Here is a 19,146-nt window from a genome sequence, read left to right as displayed (position 1 = left end):
CATCTTCCTTTCGATAAACGGCCACTAATGGCTCATCCGGCTATCTTAACACATCAGCCCGCGAGTACCTTTAACTCGGCTGCAATGCCGACAAATCAGATTTATCCGCCAGTCTTTTCAACAGCATATTTAACAACACGCCGTACATCGGCAGGAAGAAAATGATGCTGATAAGCACTTTAAAGCTGTAGTCGACGAGGGCGATTTCCCCCCAGTGGGCGGCCATAAATGGGTCCGGGCTGCGCCAGAAAGCGATAAAGAAGAATGCGACGGTATCGCTAATGTTGCCGAACAGCGTTGAGGCGGTGGGGGCCAGCCACCAGTGGCGGCTCTGCCGCAGGCGGTTAAAGACGTGGACGTCGAGGATCTGCCCCAGCGCATAGGCCATAAAGCTGGCGATGGCGATACGCGCGACGAAGAGATTAAAAGTGCCCAGCGCGGCAAAGCCCTGCCACTCGCCCATGTAAAACAGGGCGGAGACACCGTAGGAAATGACCAGCGCCGGGACCATCACCGCGAAAATGATGCGTCGCGCCAGCGGTGCGCCAAAAATGCGTACCGTCAGATCGGTGGCGAGGAAGATAAACGGAAAACTAAACGCGCCCCAGGTGGTATGGAAACCAAAAATGGAGATCGGCAGCTGAACCAGATAGTTGCTGGAGGTGATCACCAGCAGATGAAATAGCGAAAGCCAGACGAGCGCTTTTTTGCGCTGTACGGTAGTAAACGGATTCATATTGTGACCTTTTTATGCCCGTCATGCTTCAGGTTAAGGAGCAATCGGCAGCGGAACGTTGGGGTGAGGGAACCCAATAAAAAACGGCTGCATGATACTGCGTTACCGGCGTAATGCAATGGTTGTTTTTCGCGCAAACGTTAACCTGGCTTGCGTACTGGCGAACTGGGGGTAAACTAGGGCCGTTTTGTTGACGTGAGACTAAAATGAGCGAACTTTTCTCCACTCCTGACCATACCCTGGATGCTCTGGGGCTCCGCTGCCCGGAGCCGGTCATGATGGTGCGTAAAACCGTGCGGACGATGCCGGTCGGCGAGACGCTGCTGATTATTGCTGACGATCCGGCCACCACCCGCGATATCCCGGGATTCTGCCGCTTTATGGAGCATGAGCTGGTGGCCCAGGAAACCGAAGCCCTGCCGTACCGCTATCTGATCCGCAAAAGCCGCTGAGCTTTTCCCGGATAGCGGCGCGTTGCGCCTTATCCGGGCTACCCGACGGTCCGGAATCGTAGCCCTGCTAAGCGCAGCGCGAGCAGGGAATACCCCGGATGGCGGCGCGTAGCGCCTTATCCGGGCTACCCGACGGTCCGGAATCGTAGCCCTGCTAAGCGCAGCGCGAGCAGGGAATACCCCGGATGGCGGCGCGTTGCGTCTTATCCGGGCTACCCGACGGTCCGGAACCGTAGCCCTGCTAAGCGTAGCGCGAGCAGGGAATATCCCGGATGGCGGCGCGTTGCGCCTTATCCGGGCTACCCACGGTCCGGAACCGTAGCCCTGCTAAGCGTAGCGCGAGCAGGGAAGTCGGTATCTATGCTACAACTTCTTACGCAATAACCGCACCGCGTTAGCCGTTACCAGCACGGTGGCGCCGGTATCCGCCAGCACCGCCAGCCACAGGCCGGTCAGGCCGAGCAGGGTGGTGACGAGGAAAATCCCCTTCAGCCCTAAGGCAATCGCGATGTTCTGGCGAATATTGGCATGGGTGGCGCGCGCCAGGGAAATCATCTGCGCCAGGCCGATCAGACGATTATGGGTCAGCGCGGCGTCGGCGGTTTCCAGTGCCACGTCGGTGCCGCTGCCCATGGCGATGCCGATGGTGGCTGCTTTCATCGCCGGAGCGTCGTTGATGCCGTCCCCGACCATCGCCAGCGGCGCATCGGCATTCAGCGTCATGACGGCTTTCACTTTGTCCTCCGGCAGCAGACCCGCGCGGAATTCCAGCCCCAGTTCGCTGGCGATGGCCGCCGCGGCGCGCGGGTTATCTCCGGTGAGGATCACCCCCTGCACCCCTAACTGGTGTAAGGCATCCACCGCCTGACGCGCGTCATCGCGCAGAGTGTCGCGCAGCGCCAGGATGCCGAGCAGCGTCTCGCCGCGCATCACCAGCACCACCGTTTGCCCGGCGCTCTCCAGCTGCTGGATCTGCGCCTCATGCTCTGCCGGGGAGGCTTTGCTGGCGGCGCAGATCAAGATGCGGCTGCCGTTCACCTCGGCTTCGATACCAGAGCCCGCCAGCGCCCGCTGGCCGCTGGCAAGCGGAATACTCAGCTGACGCCGCTGTGCTTCACGGACGATGGCCTGCGCCAGTGGGTGGCTGGAGCCTTGCTCCACCGCCGCCGCCAGCGCCAGCAGCGCGTTGTCGTCAACCTCAGCTGTGGCGACAACCGAAGTCACCTGCGGCTGGCCGACGGTCAGGGTGCCGGTTTTATCGAACGCCACCTGCCGCACCTGGCCCAGCTGTTCCAGCGCCGCACCGCCTTTGATTAGCGCCCCGCGGCGGGCGGCGACCGCCAGGCCGGAGGTGATGGCCGCCGGCGTGGAGATGACCAGCGCACACGGACAGCCGATCAGCAGCAGCGTCAGTCCTTTATAAATCCACGGCAGCCAGGCGCTGGCGAAGAACAGCGGCGGGACAATGGCGACCAACAAGGCTACGACCATAATGGCCGGGGTGTAGATCCGGCTGAAGCGGTCGATGAAGCGCTCGATCGGCGCCCGACGCTCCTCTGCCTCTTCAATCAGCTTCAGGATGCGGTCGATGGCGCTGTCGCCCGGTTCGGATATCACGGTAAGCTGCACCAGGCGATCGACGCTGGTGGCGCCCGCCGCTACCCGTTCCCCGGTCTGACGCTCCACTGGTACCGACTCGCCGGTCAGGGCGCTTTCATCAAAGCTGGCAAACGGCGACAGCAGCTGGCCATCCGCCGGCAGACGCCCGCCGGCGGCCACTTCAATCACATCTCCGGGACGCAGGTCGCGCTGGGCGACGGTTTCCCGCACGCCGTTGCGCAGACGGATGGCGGTGTCGGGCTTCAGCGCCATCAGCGCGCTCACCCCCTGCCGTGCGCGGCTGGCGGCCCAGCCTTCGAGACGCTCGCCGATCAGGAACAGCAACAGCACCATCGCCGCTTCCGCAGTGGCGCCGATAAACAGCGCCCCGATGGCGGCGACGCTCATCAGCGTTTCAATGGCGAACCAGCTCCCGCTCTTGATCAGGCGCAGCGCCTGGCGAGCAACCGGCCACAGGCCGACCAGGGTGGTAGCAACAAAGGCCAACTGACCGGCGGGGTGGTTGGCCTGCTCCAGCCCCCAGCTCAGGGCCATCATGATAACCAGCGTCAGTAACGGCAGATTGTCGCGCAGCAGCGACCCTCGGGTTTTCTCTGTTGCGGGAGCATCGGCATCGCGCAGCGTATAGCCCGCCTGGCGGACCGCGTTCTCAACCTGAGCGCGGATATCGCCCTCGGCGTTAACCAGCAGCTTTTCTGTGGCGAACAGCACCTGAACCTGACTGACGCCGGGCACCTGGCGAACCGCGGTTTCCACCTTGCGGGCGCAGGCGGCGCAGTCCATGCCATCAACCTGCCAGCTATAGCGGGCGTCGCTGAGTGCTTCGGCGGCAGGGGCGGATTCTGTGGCGCAGGCGTGGTCTGTGCAGCAGCTCTCCGCCGGCGCAGTCGCTGGCCGCATGGTGAATGACGAGAATTGTGGAACTTTTTTATCCTGCGCGTCTGGAGTCGACATGGCACCCTCCGGGAAATGATAATTTTCTCATTAGCCGTAGGATACACTCTGGAGTCGACTCCAGAGTCAAGGACTAAATTACAGGTACAATGCGCGCACGATCAGGAAGTGGCCGGCAAAGTAGAACGCGGCGGCAATGGCGTTATCGGCGCGGAAGCGGCGACGGTAGTGGCTCACCAGCCACACGGCATTGCTCAGTAGCAGCAGGGCCGCGCCGGCGAAACCAGACAGCGCGGTGTTGGTGGGGCGGGCAAACCACAGCTCACCGGCCAGCCAGACCATCACCAGCGTCATTCCGATAAAGGTCAGCACCGGCATTTTCATCTCTTCCAGCCGACTCCAGATCACCGCCATCAGCAGGGCGCCGAATACCAGCAGCACCAGCGGCAGCGGCCAGAAGAACGACAGCGTCAGCTGGCTGGCGAACCAAATGGTATACAGCAGATGTGACAGGAAGAAAGCGCCCACCGCGTACATCACCCGCTGGCGCGGCAGCAGGGTCAGGGCGTCGCCGAGCAGCGAGGCGCACAGGCCAGCCAGCACCAGATAGCTGATGGCATTGAACATCGGCGCCTGCCAGGCCAGAAACAGCAACAGAATCAGGGTGACTGGTTTAAATACCCAGCGTCGCCAGGCCGGCCCACGATAGGATGCATCGACATAAAGCCATGCGGAGAAACAGACAGCAATAAATGACCAAAGCATAGTAAGTCCCTGTATCTGTTATCATAAAGAAAGTTACGGATGCGTGATGCTACAACTCAGTGTAGTGGTTTGGCGTAGCAGATGACAATGTTATTCCCGACGCAGTATGCTGATTCTTGATATTTTTTATGGGTAACCTTAATGAGTAAAATGCCCCTCTTTTTTGTTCTGGTTGTCGCGGTGATTGTGGTGGCGGCTTCGTTTCGCTATGTACAGCAGCGCCGTGAGAAACAGGCGAATGACGCCGCGCCGTTGCTGCAAAAGCGGGTTATCGTCAGCAATAAACGGGAAAAAGTGATTAACGATCGGCGCTCGCGGCAGCAGACGGTGACGCCTGCAGGCAGTGAGATGCGCTATGAAGCGAGCTTTCGCCCCGAAAATGGTGGGCTGGAGGTGGTGTTTCGCCTTGAAGCGCCGCAATATCATGCGCTGAGCGTGGGCGATCGCGGGATGTTGAGTTATAAGGGCACAGCGTTCGTGGCGTTTACGCCCGATCACTGAGCCCTTTTCAGGACTACTTTTTCAGCGTCGCCTTCAGTTTTTTCTGCCAGGCGACGAGCTCAAACACGCCGAAGATAAAAATGCGGATTTGCTCAAAGCGGCTTAGCGGCGGCGCCTCTTTCGGCTGCGTCGCCTTCAGCAGCGTCAACTGCAGCCCGTGCATCAGGATCATGAAAATCAGCGCGACGTTGACGAAGATATTCAGCGGCTTCGGGAAGGGCTGAAACAGATTCAATAACAGAAAGGCCCAGACGCACAGCATCAGCAGGCGGCCTAAATTAATCAGCATGGTGCTCTCCTTGGGCCTCACGTTGGTAAAGACGGTAGGCGACCTGTCCGGCCACTTTTTCACGATACAGCTGCCAGTTAGCTGGCACCGGCGGTAAGCCATTTTCGACTTCGCTTTCGACATACACCAGGGCCTCATCGGCCAGCCAGCCTTGTGTCTCCAGCAGACGTAGCGTCTCCTCCAGCAGCCCCTGACGGAACGGCGGGTCGACGAACACGATCTGGTGCGGTGTCCCCGGCAGGCTCAGGAAGCTGAGGGTGTTGGTGGTGATCACCTTGCCGCGATCCGCTTTCAGGGTGGCGAGATTTTTTTGCAACTGCTGGGCTACGCCGCGCTCCATCTCCAGTAGTGTGGTGCTGGCCGCATAGCGGGACAGCGCCTCCAGCCCCAGCGCGCCGCTGCCGGCAAAGCAGTCGAGGCAGTGCGCGTCAACGATGGACGGCGCCAGCCAGTTAAAAAGGGTTTCGCGAACCCGGTCGGTGGTCGGCCGCAGGCCCGGGCTCTCCGGCACCGGTAATTTACGGCCGCGCCATTGCCCACCGATAATGCGGATCTGGCCGCTGCCCGCGTGGTTTGGTTTTTTCATCTCTCTGCTCAAGTCTCAACTTCCGGCCTGCTATTCTAGCGATCGACGGCGGTTGACGAAACCTTAATCCGGGGGCGGTGCTGCGAGTTAAGTTAAGTGATAGACTATCCGACTAATTTCATCATTTTTTCAGCTTCTGATGAAGCTGCGCCATGAATAAAACAGCGAGGAGTGTGGTCGCAAATGGCAAAAGAGAAAAAACGTGGCTTCTTTTCCTGGCTGGGCTTTGGACAGAAAGAACAGGCACAGGAAACCGAGACTGAACAAAAAGTAGAAGAACAACAAGCGGTTGCCGATGAGACGCCGGTAGCGGAAACCCCTGCTGAGCCGAGCGCGCCGAAAGCAGACCCGGAAGCGTTTGCCGAAGACGTCGTTGAAGTGACCGAGACGGTAGTCGAAAGCGAAAAAGCGCACCTCGCGGAGCCTGCCAGCGTGCAGGAAGAAGAGGGGGTGGAAACGCCTGCTCTGGCCGAAGACGCGCCTGTTGTTGAACCGGAGCCCGCGATCAGCGAACCGCCTGAACAGCCTGCGGTGGTTGAGCCGCTGGCGGAAGAGGTTATCGCCGAACCGGTGGTGGCGGAAGCCGTAGCAGAGCAGCCTGTGGCAGACGTTATCGCCGAGCCGCAGGAGACGGATGTCCCTGAAGAGGACGCCCCGTTAAGCGATGAAGAGCTGGAAGCACTGGCGCTGGCGGCCGAGGCGGCAGAAGAGGCGGCGGTCGTGGTGCCGGAGCCCGAGGACGAGGCGCCGGTGGAAGCGCTGGCTCAGGAGCAGGAAAAGCCGACGAAAGAAGGCTTTTTCGCCCGCCTCAAGCGTAGCCTGCTGAAAACCAAAGAGAACCTCGGTTCCGGATTTATCAGTCTGTTCCGCGGCAAGAAGATCGACGATGATCTGTTTGAAGAGCTGGAAGAGCAACTGCTGATCGCCGACGTCGGGGTGGAAACCACCCGCAAGATCATTACCAACCTGACGGAAGGCGCCAGCCGTAAGCAACTGCGCGATGCGGAAGCGCTGTACGGCCTGCTGAAAGAAGAGATGGGCGAGATTCTCGCCAAAGTGGATGAGCCGCTGAACGTTGAAGGCAAAACGCCGTTTGTTATTCTGATGGTCGGCGTAAACGGGGTGGGGAAAACCACCACCATCGGCAAGCTGGCGCGTCAGTTTGAGCAGCAGGGTAAATCGGTGATGCTGGCGGCGGGGGATACCTTCCGTGCGGCGGCGGTGGAACAGTTGCAGGTCTGGGGTCAGCGTAACAATATCCCGGTGATCGCCCAGCATACCGGCGCGGACTCCGCCTCGGTGATTTTCGACGCCATTCAGGCGGCGAAGGCGCGCCATGTTGACGTACTGATTGCCGACACCGCCGGGCGTCTGCAGAATAAATCGCACCTGATGGAAGAGCTGAAGAAGATTGTCCGGGTGATGAAAAAACTGGACGTCGACGCGCCGCATGAGGTGATGTTAACTATTGACGCCAGCACCGGGCAGAATGCCATTAGCCAGGCCAAACTGTTCCATGAAGCGGTAGGATTGACCGGGATCACCCTGACCAAGCTGGACGGCACCGCCAAAGGCGGCGTGATCTTCTCGGTGGCCGATCAGTTCGGTATTCCGATTCGCTATATTGGCGTCGGCGAGCGTATTGAGGATCTGCGTCCGTTTAATGCGGGCGACTTTATTGAGGCACTTTTTGCCCGAGAGGATTAAGAATGATTCGCTTTGAACAAGTCAGCAAAGCCTATCTCGGTGGGAGACAAGCGCTGCAGGGGGTGACCTTCCACCTGCAGCCGGGCGAGATGGCGTTTCTGACCGGCCATTCCGGCGCAGGGAAGAGTACTCTGCTGAAGCTTATCTGTGGTATCGAACGGCCCAGCGCCGGGAAAATCTTCTTCAGCGGTCATGAAATCAGCCGTCTGAAGAGCCGTGAGGTGCCGTTCCTGCGCCGCCAGATCGGCATGATTTTCCAGGACCACCATTTGCTGATGGATCGTACCGTGTATGACAACGTGGCGATCCCGCTGATTATCGCCGGTGCCAGCGGCGATGACATTCGTCGCCGCGTCTCGGCGGCGCTGGACAAGGTCGGCCTGCTGGACAAAGCGAAGAACTTTCCGATTCAGCTCTCCGGCGGTGAGCAGCAGCGCGTGGGTATTGCCCGCGCGGTGGTCAACAAGCCGGCGGTGCTGCTGGCGGATGAACCGACCGGTAACCTCGACGAGGCGCTCTCGGAGGGGATTTTACGTCTGTTTGAAGAGTTTAACCGCGTTGGGGTGACGGTACTGATGGCGACGCACGATCTGGGACTTATCTCCAGTCGTCCGTACCGCGTGCTGTCGCTCAGCGACGGCCATCTGCATGGAGGCATTCGGGGTGAATAAGCGCGACGCAATGAACCAGATTCGCCAGTTCGGCAGTAAGTTCGATCGCCTGCGCAACGCGGCGGGCGGCAGCGGCGGCGGGCGCAATGCGCCAAAACGGCCGAAAGCGGCGCCTAACCCGGCCTCGCGTAAGAGTAACGTGTTCAACGAACAGGTGCGCTATGCCTGGCACGGCGCGTTGCAGGATCTAAAAAGCACGCCGCTGGCGACCTTCCTGACGGTGATGGTCATCGCCATTTCGTTGACCCTGCCAAGCGTCTGCTACATGGTCTACAAAAACGTTAGCAGCGCGGCGTCACAGTACTATCCATCGCCGCAGATCACCGTTTATCTGGAAAAAACGCTGGATGACGACGCCGCGGCGCGGGTGGTGGGCCAACTGCAGGCGGAGCAGGGCGTCGACAAGGTAAACTATTTGTCCCGTGACGAGGCGCTGGGCGAATTCCGTAACTGGTCAGGCTTTGGCGGCGCACTGGATATGCTGGAAGAGAACCCGCTGCCGGCGGTCGCCATCGTGGTACCGAAGCTGGATTTCCAGAGCACGGAAGCGCTGAATACCCTGCGCGAACGGGTATCGCGGATCCAGGGGGTGGATGAGGTGCGGATGGACGACAGCTGGTTTGCCCGTCTCTCCTCGCTTACCGGGCTGGTAGGCCGCGTGTCGGCGATGATCGGCGTGCTGATGGTGGCGGCGGTGTTCCTGGTGATCGGCAACAGCGTGCGTCTGAGCATCTTCGCCCGCCGCGATACCATTAACGTGCAGAAGCTAATCGGCGCCACCGACGGCTTTATCCTGCGTCCGTTCCTCTATGGTGGGGCGATGCTGGGCTTCTCCGGCGCGTTTTTATCGCTGATCCTGTCGGAGATTCTGGTGATGCGCCTCTCGTCGGCGGTGACCGAAGTGGCGAAAGTGTTCGGTACCCAGTTTGAGCTGAGCGGCCTGGGCTTCGACGAGTGCCTGTTGATGCTGATTGTCTGCTCGATGATCGGTTGGGTCGCCGCCTGGCTGGCGACAGTGCAACATTTACGTCACTTTACTCCCGATTAAAAAAAGCGTGATATAATCTTTCCCTGCTGCAATGAGTTCCTGTTCGCAGGGAAAGATACCGCAAGCTTGTTCTCCTTTTCCTGCCCTCACTTGTTCATCGTGGTGTCACATTTTGTGCGTAATTTATTCACACCGTTGCATGGAACTTGTGGATAAAATCACTGTCTGATACTAATGTGAGTGATATTCTCGTTGCTCATGAATGCTGGCATGCTTGTTGCCTGATGGGGACAAGAACGCGTCAGAAGATATCAATTGAGAGGATTTGAATGACCAAAGAAATGCAAACTTTAGCTTTAGCCCCCGTTGGTAACCTGGAATCGTACATCCGGGCCGCTAACACTTGGCCGATGCTGTCGGCTGATGAAGAGCGGGAGCTTGCTGAAAAGCTGCATTACCAGGGCGATCTGGAAGCAGCGAAAAAGCTGATTCTGTCTCACCTGCGCTTTGTTGTTCACATTGCTCGTAACTACTCGGGCTATGGCCTGCCGCAGGCGGATCTGATCCAGGAAGGCAATATCGGCCTGATGAAAGCCGTGCGTCGCTTCAACCCGGAAGTGGGTGTGCGCCTGGTCTCCTTCGCCGTGCACTGGATTAAAGCCGAAATTCACGAATACGTGCTGCGTAACTGGCGTATTGTGAAGGTCGCTACCACCAAAGCACAGCGTAAACTGTTCTTTAACCTGCGTAAAACCAAACAGCGTCTGGGTTGGTTCAACCAGGATGAAGTGGAAATGGTGGCCCGTGAGCTGGGCGTGTCGAGCAAAGACGTCCGCGAGATGGAATCCCGTATGGCGGCCCAGGACATGACCTTCGACATGTCGTCCGACGATGAGTCCGACAGCCAGCCGATGGCACCGGTCCTGTATCTGCAGGACAAAACGTCTAACTTTGCCGACGGCATCGAAGACGACAACTGGGAAGAGCAGGCGGCGAATAAGCTGACTGACGCGATGCAGGGCCTGGACGAGCGTAGCCAGGACATCATCCGCGCCCGCTGGCTGGACGAAGACAACAAGTCCACGCTGCAGGAACTGGCCGACCGCTACGGCGTCTCCGCAGAGCGCGTGCGTCAGCTGGAAAAGAACGCCATGAAAAAACTGCGTGCCGCTATCGAAGCCTGATACGCCACGCCTGCCTGATACCTGATATCAGGCTCCCCGATAACGCCCCGCCTCAGGTCGGGGCGTTTTGTTTTTCGGCGTCCTCCCGGGGCAGGAGCATCTGCGGGCAGTGCGTCTGCAGGCAGCCGAGTAAGACGCTGAACGCCGGCGCCATCTGCTCTTCGGGCTGGCTGGCGAATCCCATCAGTAATCCTTTCTTCCGCGCCGTCGTCAGGTAGTAACGCGACAGCGGCCGCACCAGAATATGGCGCGCATTGGCCTCTCTGGCGATCGCCACATCGTCAGCCTCTGCGGGCAAATTGAGGATCAAATGCAGCCCGGCATTATCGCTGAAGTCAGACAGGGCGTACGGCATACAGTGCCGCTGGATAAGCTCAGTTAAAAAGGCGCGGCGACGGCTGTAGAGCAACCGCATACGGCGGATATGGGCCGAATAGTGGCCGGCGGTAATAAACTCCGCCAGCGCCATCTGGATCAGCGAATGGCCGCCGCGGTAAAGCTCGGCATGGGCGTGCTTCAGGTCGCTGACCAGCGGACGCGGGATCACCACGTAGCCCAGGCGCAGGCCGGGATAGAGCGTCTTGCTGAAGGTGCCGATATAGACCACCGGGGCATCGGGGACCAGCCCCTGCAGGGCGGGGATCGGCTGACCGGAAAAGCGAAATTCGCTGTCATAATCATCTTCGACGATCCAGCTGCCCTGCTGGCGAGCGAGCGCCAGCAGCCGCTGGCGGCGCTCAAGGCTCATCACCGCGCCCAGCGGATACTGGTGGGAAGGCGTGACGAAGATGAGTCTCGGCGCGTCGTCAACCGTTTCCGGTGGGCACAGGCCGTTGGCATCGACGGTCAGGGGTTCCACCCGAACGTCGTTCATTGCCAGCACGTGGCGGATCCCCCAATAGGAAGGCTCCTCCACCCACGCCAGATCGCCGTTGTCACACAGCATGCGGGTGACCAGATCGATCGCCTGGTGGATCCCCTCGGTAATAAGAATTTGATCTGCCTGACAGTGGACGCCGCGCGACACGCGCAGATAATCCACCAGCGCCTGCTGCAGTTCCGGGGTGCCACCGTTGCAGCTATAGCTGAGCCGCTCCGGTTTGGGCCGACGGCTGATACGGGCCTGGATCTTACTGAACAGCGGGTGGGGAAAGGCGTTAACGTCCGGCACGCCGGGTATAAACGCCCCCCACTGGCGCGGGCTGGCGCTGACCTGGCCGAGCAGGTGCTGGCCACGGCGTGAAAGATGTGCCGTCGGTGACGCGATACTGCTGTTTTCTTGCTGATCTTTAGCCGTCAATGAGCTCTCAGGTGCGGTTTGGGCAACGAATGTTCCACTTCCCCTGCGGGAAACCACATATCCTTCCGCCAGCAATTGTTCATAAGTTGTTAGTATGGTGTTTCTAGATACGCCGAGTTCACCCGCCAGATCGCGCGACGGCGGCAGGCGGCTTTGCGGCGCCAGCGAACCGTCGAGGATCGCGCGGCGCAGCGCGTTATATAAGCGTTTGTGCAGAAGAGGATCCCGCTCTTCCTGCAGACGGACCAGCACCAGGTCACCCACCAGCGAACGCAATTGGATCCCTCAGATATTCTAAATTGGTACTCGATTATAGGGCCAACTCCTGTGTAAATAAACGACATCGTTTCTAATTTGTTGCGATAACGTGACATACATGACAGGAGATTCGCAGGTGAAAAGTTCAGAACTGAATCAACGTCGCCAGCAGGCGACGCCGCGCGGCGTAGGCGTAATGTGTAACTACTTTGTCGAGAAGGCGGAAAACGCCACGCTGTGGGATATCGAAGGCAATGAGGTGATCGATTTCGCCGCCGGGATCGCCGTGTTAAATACCGGTCACCGCCATCCGAAAGTGGTCGCCGCAGTCGCCGATCAGCTGCAGGCGTTCACCCACACCGCCTATCAGATTGTGCCGTACGAAAGCTATGTTTCGCTGGCGGAGCGTATCAACGATCTGGCGCCAATTGACGGGCCGGCAAAAACGGCCTTCTTCACTACCGGCGCGGAAGCGGTCGAGAACGCGGTGAAAATTGCCCGCGCTTACACCGGCCGCCCGGGGCTGATTACTTTCGGCGGCGGCTTCCACGGCCGTACTTTTATGACCATGGCCCTCACCGGTAAGGTTGCTCCTTACAAAATCGGCTTCGGGCCGTTCCCGGGATCGGTCTATCACGGCGTTTATCCCAATGAGGCGCACGGCGTGACCACCGCGGATGCGCTGAAAAGCCTGGAGCGCATTTTCAAAGCGGATATTGCGCCGGACCAGGTAGCGGCCATCATCCTCGAGCCGATCCAGGGGGAAGGCGGCTTTAACGTCGCGCCGGCCGATTTTATGCAGGCGCTGCGCGACCTGTGCGATACCCACGGCATTCTGCTGATCGCTGATGAAGTGCAGACCGGTTTCGCCCGCACCGGCAAGCTGTTCGCTATGCAGCACTATGAGGTGAAACCGGATCTGATGACGATGGCGAAAAGCCTCGCCGGCGGCTTCCCGCTGTCGGGCGTTGTCGGTCGCGCTGAGGTGATGGATGCGCCAGCGCCTGGCGGGCTGGGCGGAACCTATGCCGGTAACCCGCTGGCGGTGGCCGCGGCACACGCGGTGCTGGATGTCATTGCCGAAGAGCAGCTGTGTCAGCGCGCTGATCAGTTGGGTAGCCATCTGCAGGAAGTGCTCAACCAGGCGCGCGCCACCTGCCCGGCGATCGTTGATGTCCGTGGCCGGGGGTCGATGGTGGCGGTGGAATTTAACGATCCGCAAACTGGCGAGCCGTCGCCGGAGTTCACCCGCCAGGTGCAACAGAAAGCGCAGGAAAACGGCCTGCTGCTGTTGAGCTGTGGCGTCTACGGCAACGTGATCCGCTTCCTGTATCCGTTGACTATCCCCGACGCCCAGTTCTCGAAAGCGCTGGATATTCTGGCGCGCATCCTGAAGAGCTAACGTCTCCCCGGCGGGCTGCGGCGGCACGGAAGCCGAACAGAAACAGGACGCCGCAGCCGGCTGTTCATGCTCAGCGTGAGTGGTTTATCACCCTGATATCACCTTTTTTCCGGCGGTAAAAACCGTCGGAGTAAAACGGAAAGTATTATGTCTGAAAACTCCACCTTTTCTCCCGTCCTCACCGGCCGGGAACGTACGGCTGTCCCTACAAAATCTCTGAGCTTCGTCGAAGGCGTATCGATGATTGTCGGTACCAATATCGGTGCGGGTGTCCTCTCTATCGCCTATGCGTCGAGCAAAGCGGGCTTCTTACCGCTGCTGTTCTGGCTGGTGCTGGTGGGCAGCCTGACGACGGTGACTATGCTCTATGTCGCGGAATCCACGCTCCGCACCCGGAAACATCTGCAGCTCAGCGGTTTATCGAAGCGCTACGTCGGCGGCTTTGGCGCGTTGATGATGTTCCTCTCCGTTTGCGTCAACAGCGTCGGCGCATTGACGGCTTATATGACCGGCAGCGGCAAGCTGCTGCACTCGTTGTTTGGCATCTCGCCGGCGCTGGGCAGCGTGTTGTTTTTCGTCCCGGCGGCAGGGGTGCTCTACCTGGGCCTGAAGGCGATCGGCCGCGGCGAGAAATTTATCAGCATCGGCATGGTGGTGATGATCTCGGTGCTGGTGATTGCCACGCTGTTGAAAGAGACCACCCGCGTCGGCTATCTGCTCGATGGCAACTGGCTGTATATGGTTCCGGTCTTCAACGTTGTGGCATTCTGCTTCTCGGCACAGTATATCGTGCCGGAGATGGCGCGGGGCTTCGCCGACAAACCGGAAAAATTGCCCAGGGCCATTATGGTCGGTATGGCTTTGACCTTTGCCCTGCTGGCGCTGGTGCCGCTGTCGGTGATCTCGCTTAATGGCCTGGACAATATCTCGGATGTGGCCACCATCTCCTGGGGCCGCGCGCTTGGCGAATGGGCGTTCTTCTCAGCCAACCTGTTTGCGCTGTGCGCCATGCTGACCTCTTACTGGGGGCTGGGCGGTAGCTTCCTGACCAACATTTTCGATCAGTTCCGCCTGGGGAATGATGAGCAACCCGTCCGGCGCTTGATGGTGCTGCTGGTGGTGGCGATCCCGCCGTTCGTGCTGGCCTATAGCGGCATGGTTTCTTTCGTCAACGCGCTCTATTTTGCCGGGGTGTTCAGCGGCGTCATTTTATCGATTATGCCGATCCTGATGCTGAAGGGCGCCCGCCAGCGTGGCGACCTGACCCCTGGCTGGACCTGTCCGACCTGGATGACCCATCCGCTTATCCAATGCTTCATTGTGTTGTTGTATCTTTGCAGCGCCGTCTATGCGATAGCGTCCGCGGTAGGCTACCTGCCCGCTGGCTGGTAATCAGGCCCTGTTTTGCACCGCGTCCGGTTCATGCTGGCGCGGTTTTTTTATTTGTCACTTATCTGTTACATAGCCCGCAATTTAGTCGTTTCAAATTCCTCAGAATGACGGTATGTTTAGCATAGTGTGCTGCAAAAGCGCGAGCAGCCCCCGGTGGATTAGCTATCATATGCTTTTCCTATCGATATAAACAAAATAATGCGCTAACAAACAACATCACAACAAATGCAAAAACCATAATAATGGGGAGCCTCAGGATGAATATGAAGGGTAAAGCGTTATTGGCAGGATGTATTGCCTTAGTTATGAGCAGCGCGGCGCTGGCGGAAGATATCAAAATCGCGGTCGTCGGGGCGATGTCCGGCCCGGTGGCTCAGTACGGCGACCAGGAATTTACCGGCGCCGAGCAGGCGGTAGCAGATATCAACGCCAAGGGCGGCATCAAGGGCAATAAGCTGCAGATCGTCAAATATGATGACGCTTGCGACCCGAAACAGGCGGTAGCGGTCGCCAACAAAGTGGTCAACGACGGCATCAAATACGTCATCGGCCACCTGTGCTCCTCTTCCACTCAACCGGCGTCTGACATCTATGAAGACGAAGGCATTCTGATGATCACGCCGGCAGCGACCGCCCCGGAGCTGACCGCGCGCGGCTATAAGCTGATCCTGCGCACCACCGGTCTGGACTCCGACCAGGGACCCACCGCAGCGAAATACATTCTCGACAAAGTGAAGCCGCAGCGTATCGCTGTGGTACATGACAAACAGCAGTACGGTGAAGGTTTGGCCCGTGCGGTGCAGGATGGCCTGAAAAAAGGCGGGGCGAACGTGGTCTTCTTCGACGGCATCACCGCCGGTGAGAAAGATTTCTCCACCCTGGTGGCGCGCCTGAAGAAAGAGAATATCGATTTCGTTTACTACGGCGGTTATCACCCGGAAATGGGCCAGATCCTGCGTCAGGCCCGTGCCGCCGGTTTGAAAACCCAGTTTATGGGCCCGGAAGGGGTAGCGAACGTCTCCCTGTCTAACATCGCCGGCGAGTCGGCGGAAGGTCTGCTGGTGACCAAGCCGAAGAACTACGACCAGGTGCCGGCGAACAAACCGATCGTGGATGCGATCAAGGCGAAGAAACAGGATCCGAGCGGCGCCTTCGTCTGGACCACCTACGCGGCGCTGCAGTCGCTGCAGGCGGGCCTGAACCAGTCTGACGATCCGGCGGAAATCGCTAAATACCTGAAAGGCGCGACCGTGGACACTGTGATGGGCCCGCTGTCGTGGGATCAGAAAGGCGACCTGAAAGGGTTTGAATTCGGTATCTTTACCTGGCATGCGAATGGTACGGCGACCGACGCCAAATAATTTAACCGGCGCCTTTCACGCTGCAAATGCGTTGTCTGCGGCTCTCAACCCCGGTCACTTACTGATGTAAGCTCTCGGGGATGTCGGGTCTTGACGCCTTTTTGCAACGCGAAATGCTGGGTTAAATGAGTGGGGGCCTTTCACGCCGCAGCTTTATTGGCCGGATAAATGCTATCCGGCCTTCTCTTACCAGCCACCGCCGCCGCCACCACCGGAACCGCCGCCTGACGATCCGCCGCCGGAAGAGCCGGAACCGCTATAGCCCGACCCTGAAGAGCCACCTTCTGAACGCTGCACCGGCTTCTCGCTAGCGGCGGAATGACAGCTCTGGTAGAAATGATGCATGTCCTGCCAGTCCGTCTGCTGTAACACTTCCGACATCGCGCCGGTGCTGCTTAAGTATCGGGCAAAAGTGTTCGCCAGGGTCTTTCCTACGCCGAGCGCCAGAGCGACCGGCAGCAGGCTTTCAAAGTGCGCGACCATCTGGTCAGGTGGATAAAGTGTCTGATAACGCTTCTCTTCGGCCGTTTTAATATACCGTTTCAACCCTTTGGCGACGGCCAGATCGTTTAACCCCTTCTGCGTATAGCGTGGCGTTTTCCAGGCGACGAGCGCACACAGCGCGATGGCGGTTAACAAGGCGCCCAGGTACCCGGCAGGAAGTTGGGTGATGGGTAACATGCCGAGCAGGAAAACGCCTCCCGCCACGGTGGCGAAAGGGCTAAATACCAGCGCCATCAGGATCATAACTGGTCCCAAACTACGCAATGTTTTCATCGGGTTGCGTAAAAACTTCAGGCACAAGTACGTCATCACACCGCCGACCGATACAAACAGCAGACTGGGAACGGTGAGCGCCGCTGCCGCCGGGCTAAATCCGATGCCGCAAACGATCGGAACCAGCAGAGCAATATAAATACAATGACGCAGCGGTTTACCCCATGTCCGGCACAGCTGCGGTTTCTGCTCTTCACAACATTTTTCCAGCCACCGGCGCGCGTTTTGCATCAACGTTTGATGGGGCGTACTGAGATTGATGTTCTTACGTTTAGCGCTGAAAAGCAGGCTCATCAGCTGCTTCTCTATGGGATTCAGCGGATTATGCTTTTCGTCTGGCTGGCGGGAAAGCCACTGCTCATCAACAGGGGATGAGGACCATGCGCCTTTGGTTTGGCTTTTTTTCCTCGTCAATGTGATGGCTCGTTTGGCTACCAGCCCCAGCAAATCGCTACTGAATGCCACATCGTCATACTTACGTTGCGTAATAAAGCGCAGATAGCCTGGCGACATCGCGGCGGGCAGCGAAAATTGCGGCGTCACCGGCGGCATTTTTAAACCCGTCGCCGTGACGTTTTTGCGCCACCACAGCCAGTAGTAGCCAACAAGCAGTAGCAGGGGAAGCCAGATAACGCTGGTGGCCAGCGTCGGCACCAGTAAATGAACCAACGGCCAAACCGCTTCGGGGGCGGCGGCATTTGTCAGAATGGCGCGGGGCCAGGTATAGACCACGGTCAGCCCTTCGCCGGCGGCAAGGGGGCGCGACGTTTGTATGCTGCCATCAGGCAGGATGGTCGCATGGTGATCTTTCGCCCCCTGACGACCGGTGTAAACATCAATGGTGCGCAACCTTGCATCTCTGCCATCCGCATTCAACTGCCCGGCGGCGTCAGGCAGTGCAAGCTGGAAACGGGCTTTCCCGATTGGCCAGCTCCAGTCGTTGCCTGTCACGTTCCAGTAAAGCTCATCCCAGTCGGTGAAGCGGCTGAAATGGTGGCTAACCTGATAGCGAATTTCATAGTTATAAATACCTGGCTTCAGGGTGCGATCGGCGCTGCCAATGCGCACGGTCAGCGTTTTTGTCGTGCGATCGAGGCTGTAGGGTTCCGGGAGTCCATTGCGCGAGACCGATTTGATGGCGTAATTAACGCTAAAAATTTTGCCGTCCTGACGGTGCCAGTTGAGAGGCAACGTGCGGAAAATCCCCCGACGGATCTCCTTTCCCAGGGCCAGCACGGTGATATTTTCCCGCATCTCCATGCTGCCATTTGGCTGAAAACGCGCCAGGGAATCGAAAAAGAGAATATGTTCATACGCGGGGACCCGGCGGGCATTAGCCGGGGGTGGCGACGCCTCGGTGATAGCTTTATCGTCGCTGACGGCTAAGCCAGAGATGCTCAACAGCAGCAACAGGCCAATACTGCGCAGTATCCGCATGGACCAGGTGGACATGGGTCACTCCATCCGTGGCAATTTGGCTTCTTCAGGGGACTCCAGTTCAAAGAAAAGTTCCGCCCTGAAGCTAAACAGGCGGGCCAGCAGCAGGCTGGGAAAAGACTCCACCAGAATATTAAACTCGCGGACCGTGGCGTTGAAGTAACGGCGGGCCATCTGCAGCTGTTCTTCTATTTCGCTAAGGGATTGCTGCAGCGAGAGGAAGTTTTCGCTGGCTTTGAGTTCCGGATAGGCTTCCGCCAGGGCGAATATACGGCTCAACGTTCCGGCATATTGCTGCTCGCTGTCGGCCACCTGTCGGGGATTGCCGATCAGGACGCTGCGCTGGCGGCCGATCTCTTCCAGCAGCTCTTTTTCGTGCTGCGCATAGCGTTTGACCAGACTGAACAGGTTGGGCGCCAGATCGTGACGGCGCTTGAGCTGGACGGCAATACCGCTCCAGGCTTCATCTTTGAAACGGCGTAAAGAGATAAAACGGTTATAAGTGAAGATCGCCCAGATAAGGATCACGGCGACAATAGCCAGCCCGATAGACATTTCCATATGTTTGTTCCATGTTGACTGCTGATGATCGCGTTGCGCTGAATACTTTCTGCGCAATTTTACGCGTCAGCGAATCTTACCTCACGTGAAGCGCAGGGGAAACGTGCACTCGCGCGTTAAATTCTGAAATATCATGCGGGCCTTTGCCCTGGTGAATATCTGACAGGCCAATCCGCAGCTTCGCGTTCGGGGCACCATGGCATTATCGTCGCAGTATGAAATAAACAAGCCCAGCCGTTTACCCGCGGCTGGGCTTTATTCCGTT

17 protein-coding genes are annotated in these 19,146 nt (G+C 58.6%); 9 read left to right on the top strand and 8 right to left on the bottom strand.

Going from position 1 to position 19,146, the window contains the following annotated elements; genetic code table 11:
* Nucleotides 1–70 precede the first annotated feature (70 nt).
* Complete coding sequence (locus CWM57_RS18955; protein ID WP_025710747.1) at nt 71–736, bottom strand: 7-cyano-7-deazaguanine/7-aminomethyl-7-deazaguanine transporter; 666 nt, start codon at nt 734–736, stop codon at nt 71–73.
* Between the two features lie 206 nt (nt 737–942).
* Here CWM57_RS18955 and tusA point away from each other — a divergent pair, with 206 nt between their 5' ends.
* Nucleotides 943–1,188, top strand: a complete 246-nt coding sequence (gene tusA, locus CWM57_RS18950; protein ID WP_074387026.1) for a sulfurtransferase TusA — start codon at nt 943–945, stop codon at nt 1,186–1,188.
* 363 nt (nt 1,189–1,551) lie between these two features.
* Here tusA and zntA read toward each other — a convergent pair whose 3' ends face one another.
* The gene (zntA, locus tag CWM57_RS18945; protein ID WP_100676307.1) at nt 1,552–3,762 is read right to left on the bottom strand and encodes a Zn(II)/Cd(II)/Pb(II) translocating P-type ATPase ZntA; all 2,211 of its coding nucleotides are present in this window, start codon (nt 3,760–3,762) and stop codon (nt 1,552–1,554) included.
* 78 nt (nt 3,763–3,840) lie between these two features.
* Complete coding sequence (locus CWM57_RS18940) at nt 3,841–4,467, bottom strand: lysoplasmalogenase (protein WP_100676306.1); 627 nt, start codon at nt 4,465–4,467, stop codon at nt 3,841–3,843.
* A 150-nt stretch (nt 4,468–4,617) separates the two neighbouring features.
* Here CWM57_RS18940 and CWM57_RS18935 point away from each other — a divergent pair, with 150 nt between their 5' ends.
* Nucleotides 4,618–4,968 (top strand): DUF2500 domain-containing protein, encoded by a 351-nt coding sequence (locus CWM57_RS18935; protein WP_165784227.1) that lies wholly within the window; start codon nt 4,618–4,620, stop codon nt 4,966–4,968.
* Between the two features lie 13 nt (nt 4,969–4,981).
* Here CWM57_RS18935 and CWM57_RS18930 read toward each other — a convergent pair whose 3' ends face one another.
* Together CWM57_RS18930 and rsmD are read right to left on the bottom strand one after the other, a co-directional pair.
* The gene (locus CWM57_RS18930; protein WP_002920822.1) at nt 4,982–5,257 is read right to left on the bottom strand and encodes a DUF1145 family protein; all 276 of its coding nucleotides are present in this window, start codon (nt 5,255–5,257) and stop codon (nt 4,982–4,984) included.
* Entirely contained in the window at nt 5,247–5,843 is a 597-nt protein-coding gene (rsmD, locus tag CWM57_RS18925; protein WP_100676305.1) for a 16S rRNA (guanine(966)-N(2))-methyltransferase, read from the bottom strand. The genes CWM57_RS18930 and rsmD overlap by 11 nt, the downstream gene beginning before the upstream one ends.
* A gap of 183 nt (nt 5,844–6,026) precedes the next feature.
* Between rsmD and ftsY the strand changes: the two genes are divergently transcribed.
* From ftsY to rpoH, 4 genes are all read left to right on the top strand, one after another.
* Nucleotides 6,027–7,550: a signal recognition particle-docking protein FtsY gene (gene ftsY, locus CWM57_RS18920; RefSeq protein WP_100676304.1), complete on the top strand. Its 1,524-nt coding sequence runs from the start codon at nt 6,027–6,029 to the stop codon at nt 7,548–7,550.
* A gap of 2 nt (nt 7,551–7,552) precedes the next feature.
* Nucleotides 7,553–8,221 carry a cell division ATP-binding protein FtsE gene (gene ftsE, locus CWM57_RS18915; RefSeq protein WP_008806964.1) on the top strand — a complete coding sequence of 223 codons (669 nt, stop codon included), beginning with the start codon at nt 7,553–7,555 and terminating at the stop codon, nt 8,219–8,221.
* Nucleotides 8,214–9,269 (top strand): permease-like cell division protein FtsX, encoded by a 1,056-nt coding sequence (gene ftsX, locus CWM57_RS18910; RefSeq protein WP_008806965.1) that lies wholly within the window; start codon nt 8,214–8,216, stop codon nt 9,267–9,269. Before ftsE ends, ftsX begins: the two co-directional genes overlap by 8 nt.
* Before the next feature lie 269 nt (nt 9,270–9,538).
* On the top strand, nt 9,539–10,393 hold the full coding sequence (gene rpoH / locus CWM57_RS18905) for an RNA polymerase sigma factor RpoH (RefSeq protein ID WP_002920815.1): 855 nt from the start codon (nt 9,539–9,541) through the stop codon (nt 10,391–10,393).
* A 52-nt stretch (nt 10,394–10,445) separates the two neighbouring features.
* Here the strand turns inward: rpoH and CWM57_RS18900 are convergent, their stop codons facing one another.
* The gene (locus CWM57_RS18900; RefSeq protein WP_074387031.1) at nt 10,446–11,969 is read right to left on the bottom strand and encodes a PLP-dependent aminotransferase family protein; all 1,524 of its coding nucleotides are present in this window, start codon (nt 11,967–11,969) and stop codon (nt 10,446–10,448) included.
* 118 nt (nt 11,970–12,087) lie between these two features.
* On the opposite strand from CWM57_RS18900, the gene CWM57_RS18895 reads away from it, so the two are divergent.
* The 3 genes from CWM57_RS18895 to livJ all read left to right on the top strand — a co-directional run bounded on the left by CWM57_RS18895 (nt 12,088) and on the right by livJ (nt 16,106).
* On the top strand, nt 12,088–13,353 hold the full coding sequence (locus tag CWM57_RS18895; protein ID WP_074387032.1) for a 4-aminobutyrate--2-oxoglutarate transaminase: 1,266 nt from the start codon (nt 12,088–12,090) through the stop codon (nt 13,351–13,353).
* A gap of 147 nt (nt 13,354–13,500) precedes the next feature.
* Nucleotides 13,501–14,745 (top strand): aromatic amino acid transport family protein, encoded by a 1,245-nt coding sequence (locus CWM57_RS18890; RefSeq protein WP_100631023.1) that lies wholly within the window; start codon nt 13,501–13,503, stop codon nt 14,743–14,745.
* Nucleotides 14,746–15,002: 257 nt separating this feature from the next.
* The gene (livJ, locus tag CWM57_RS18885) at nt 15,003–16,106 is read left to right on the top strand and encodes a branched chain amino acid ABC transporter substrate-binding protein LivJ (protein WP_074387034.1); all 1,104 of its coding nucleotides are present in this window, start codon (nt 15,003–15,005) and stop codon (nt 16,104–16,106) included.
* 186 nt (nt 16,107–16,292) lie between these two features.
* Here the strand turns inward: livJ and CWM57_RS18880 are convergent, their stop codons facing one another.
* On the bottom strand, nt 16,293–18,335 hold the full coding sequence (locus CWM57_RS18880) for a DUF2207 domain-containing protein (protein WP_100676303.1): 2,043 nt from the start codon (nt 18,333–18,335) through the stop codon (nt 16,293–16,295).
* Between the two features lie 3 nt (nt 18,336–18,338).
* On the bottom strand, nt 18,339–18,881 hold the full coding sequence (locus tag CWM57_RS18875) for a LemA family protein (RefSeq protein WP_074387036.1): 543 nt from the start codon (nt 18,879–18,881) through the stop codon (nt 18,339–18,341).
* Nucleotides 18,882–19,146: the final 265 nt, after the last annotated feature.

The organism is Klebsiella sp. G-Nf4 (assembly GCF_002810615.1).
Taxonomy (GTDB): Bacteria; Pseudomonadota; Gammaproteobacteria; order Enterobacterales; family Enterobacteriaceae; genus Klebsiella; species Klebsiella variicola.
This window is presented reverse-complemented; position numbering and strand designations above follow the sequence as displayed.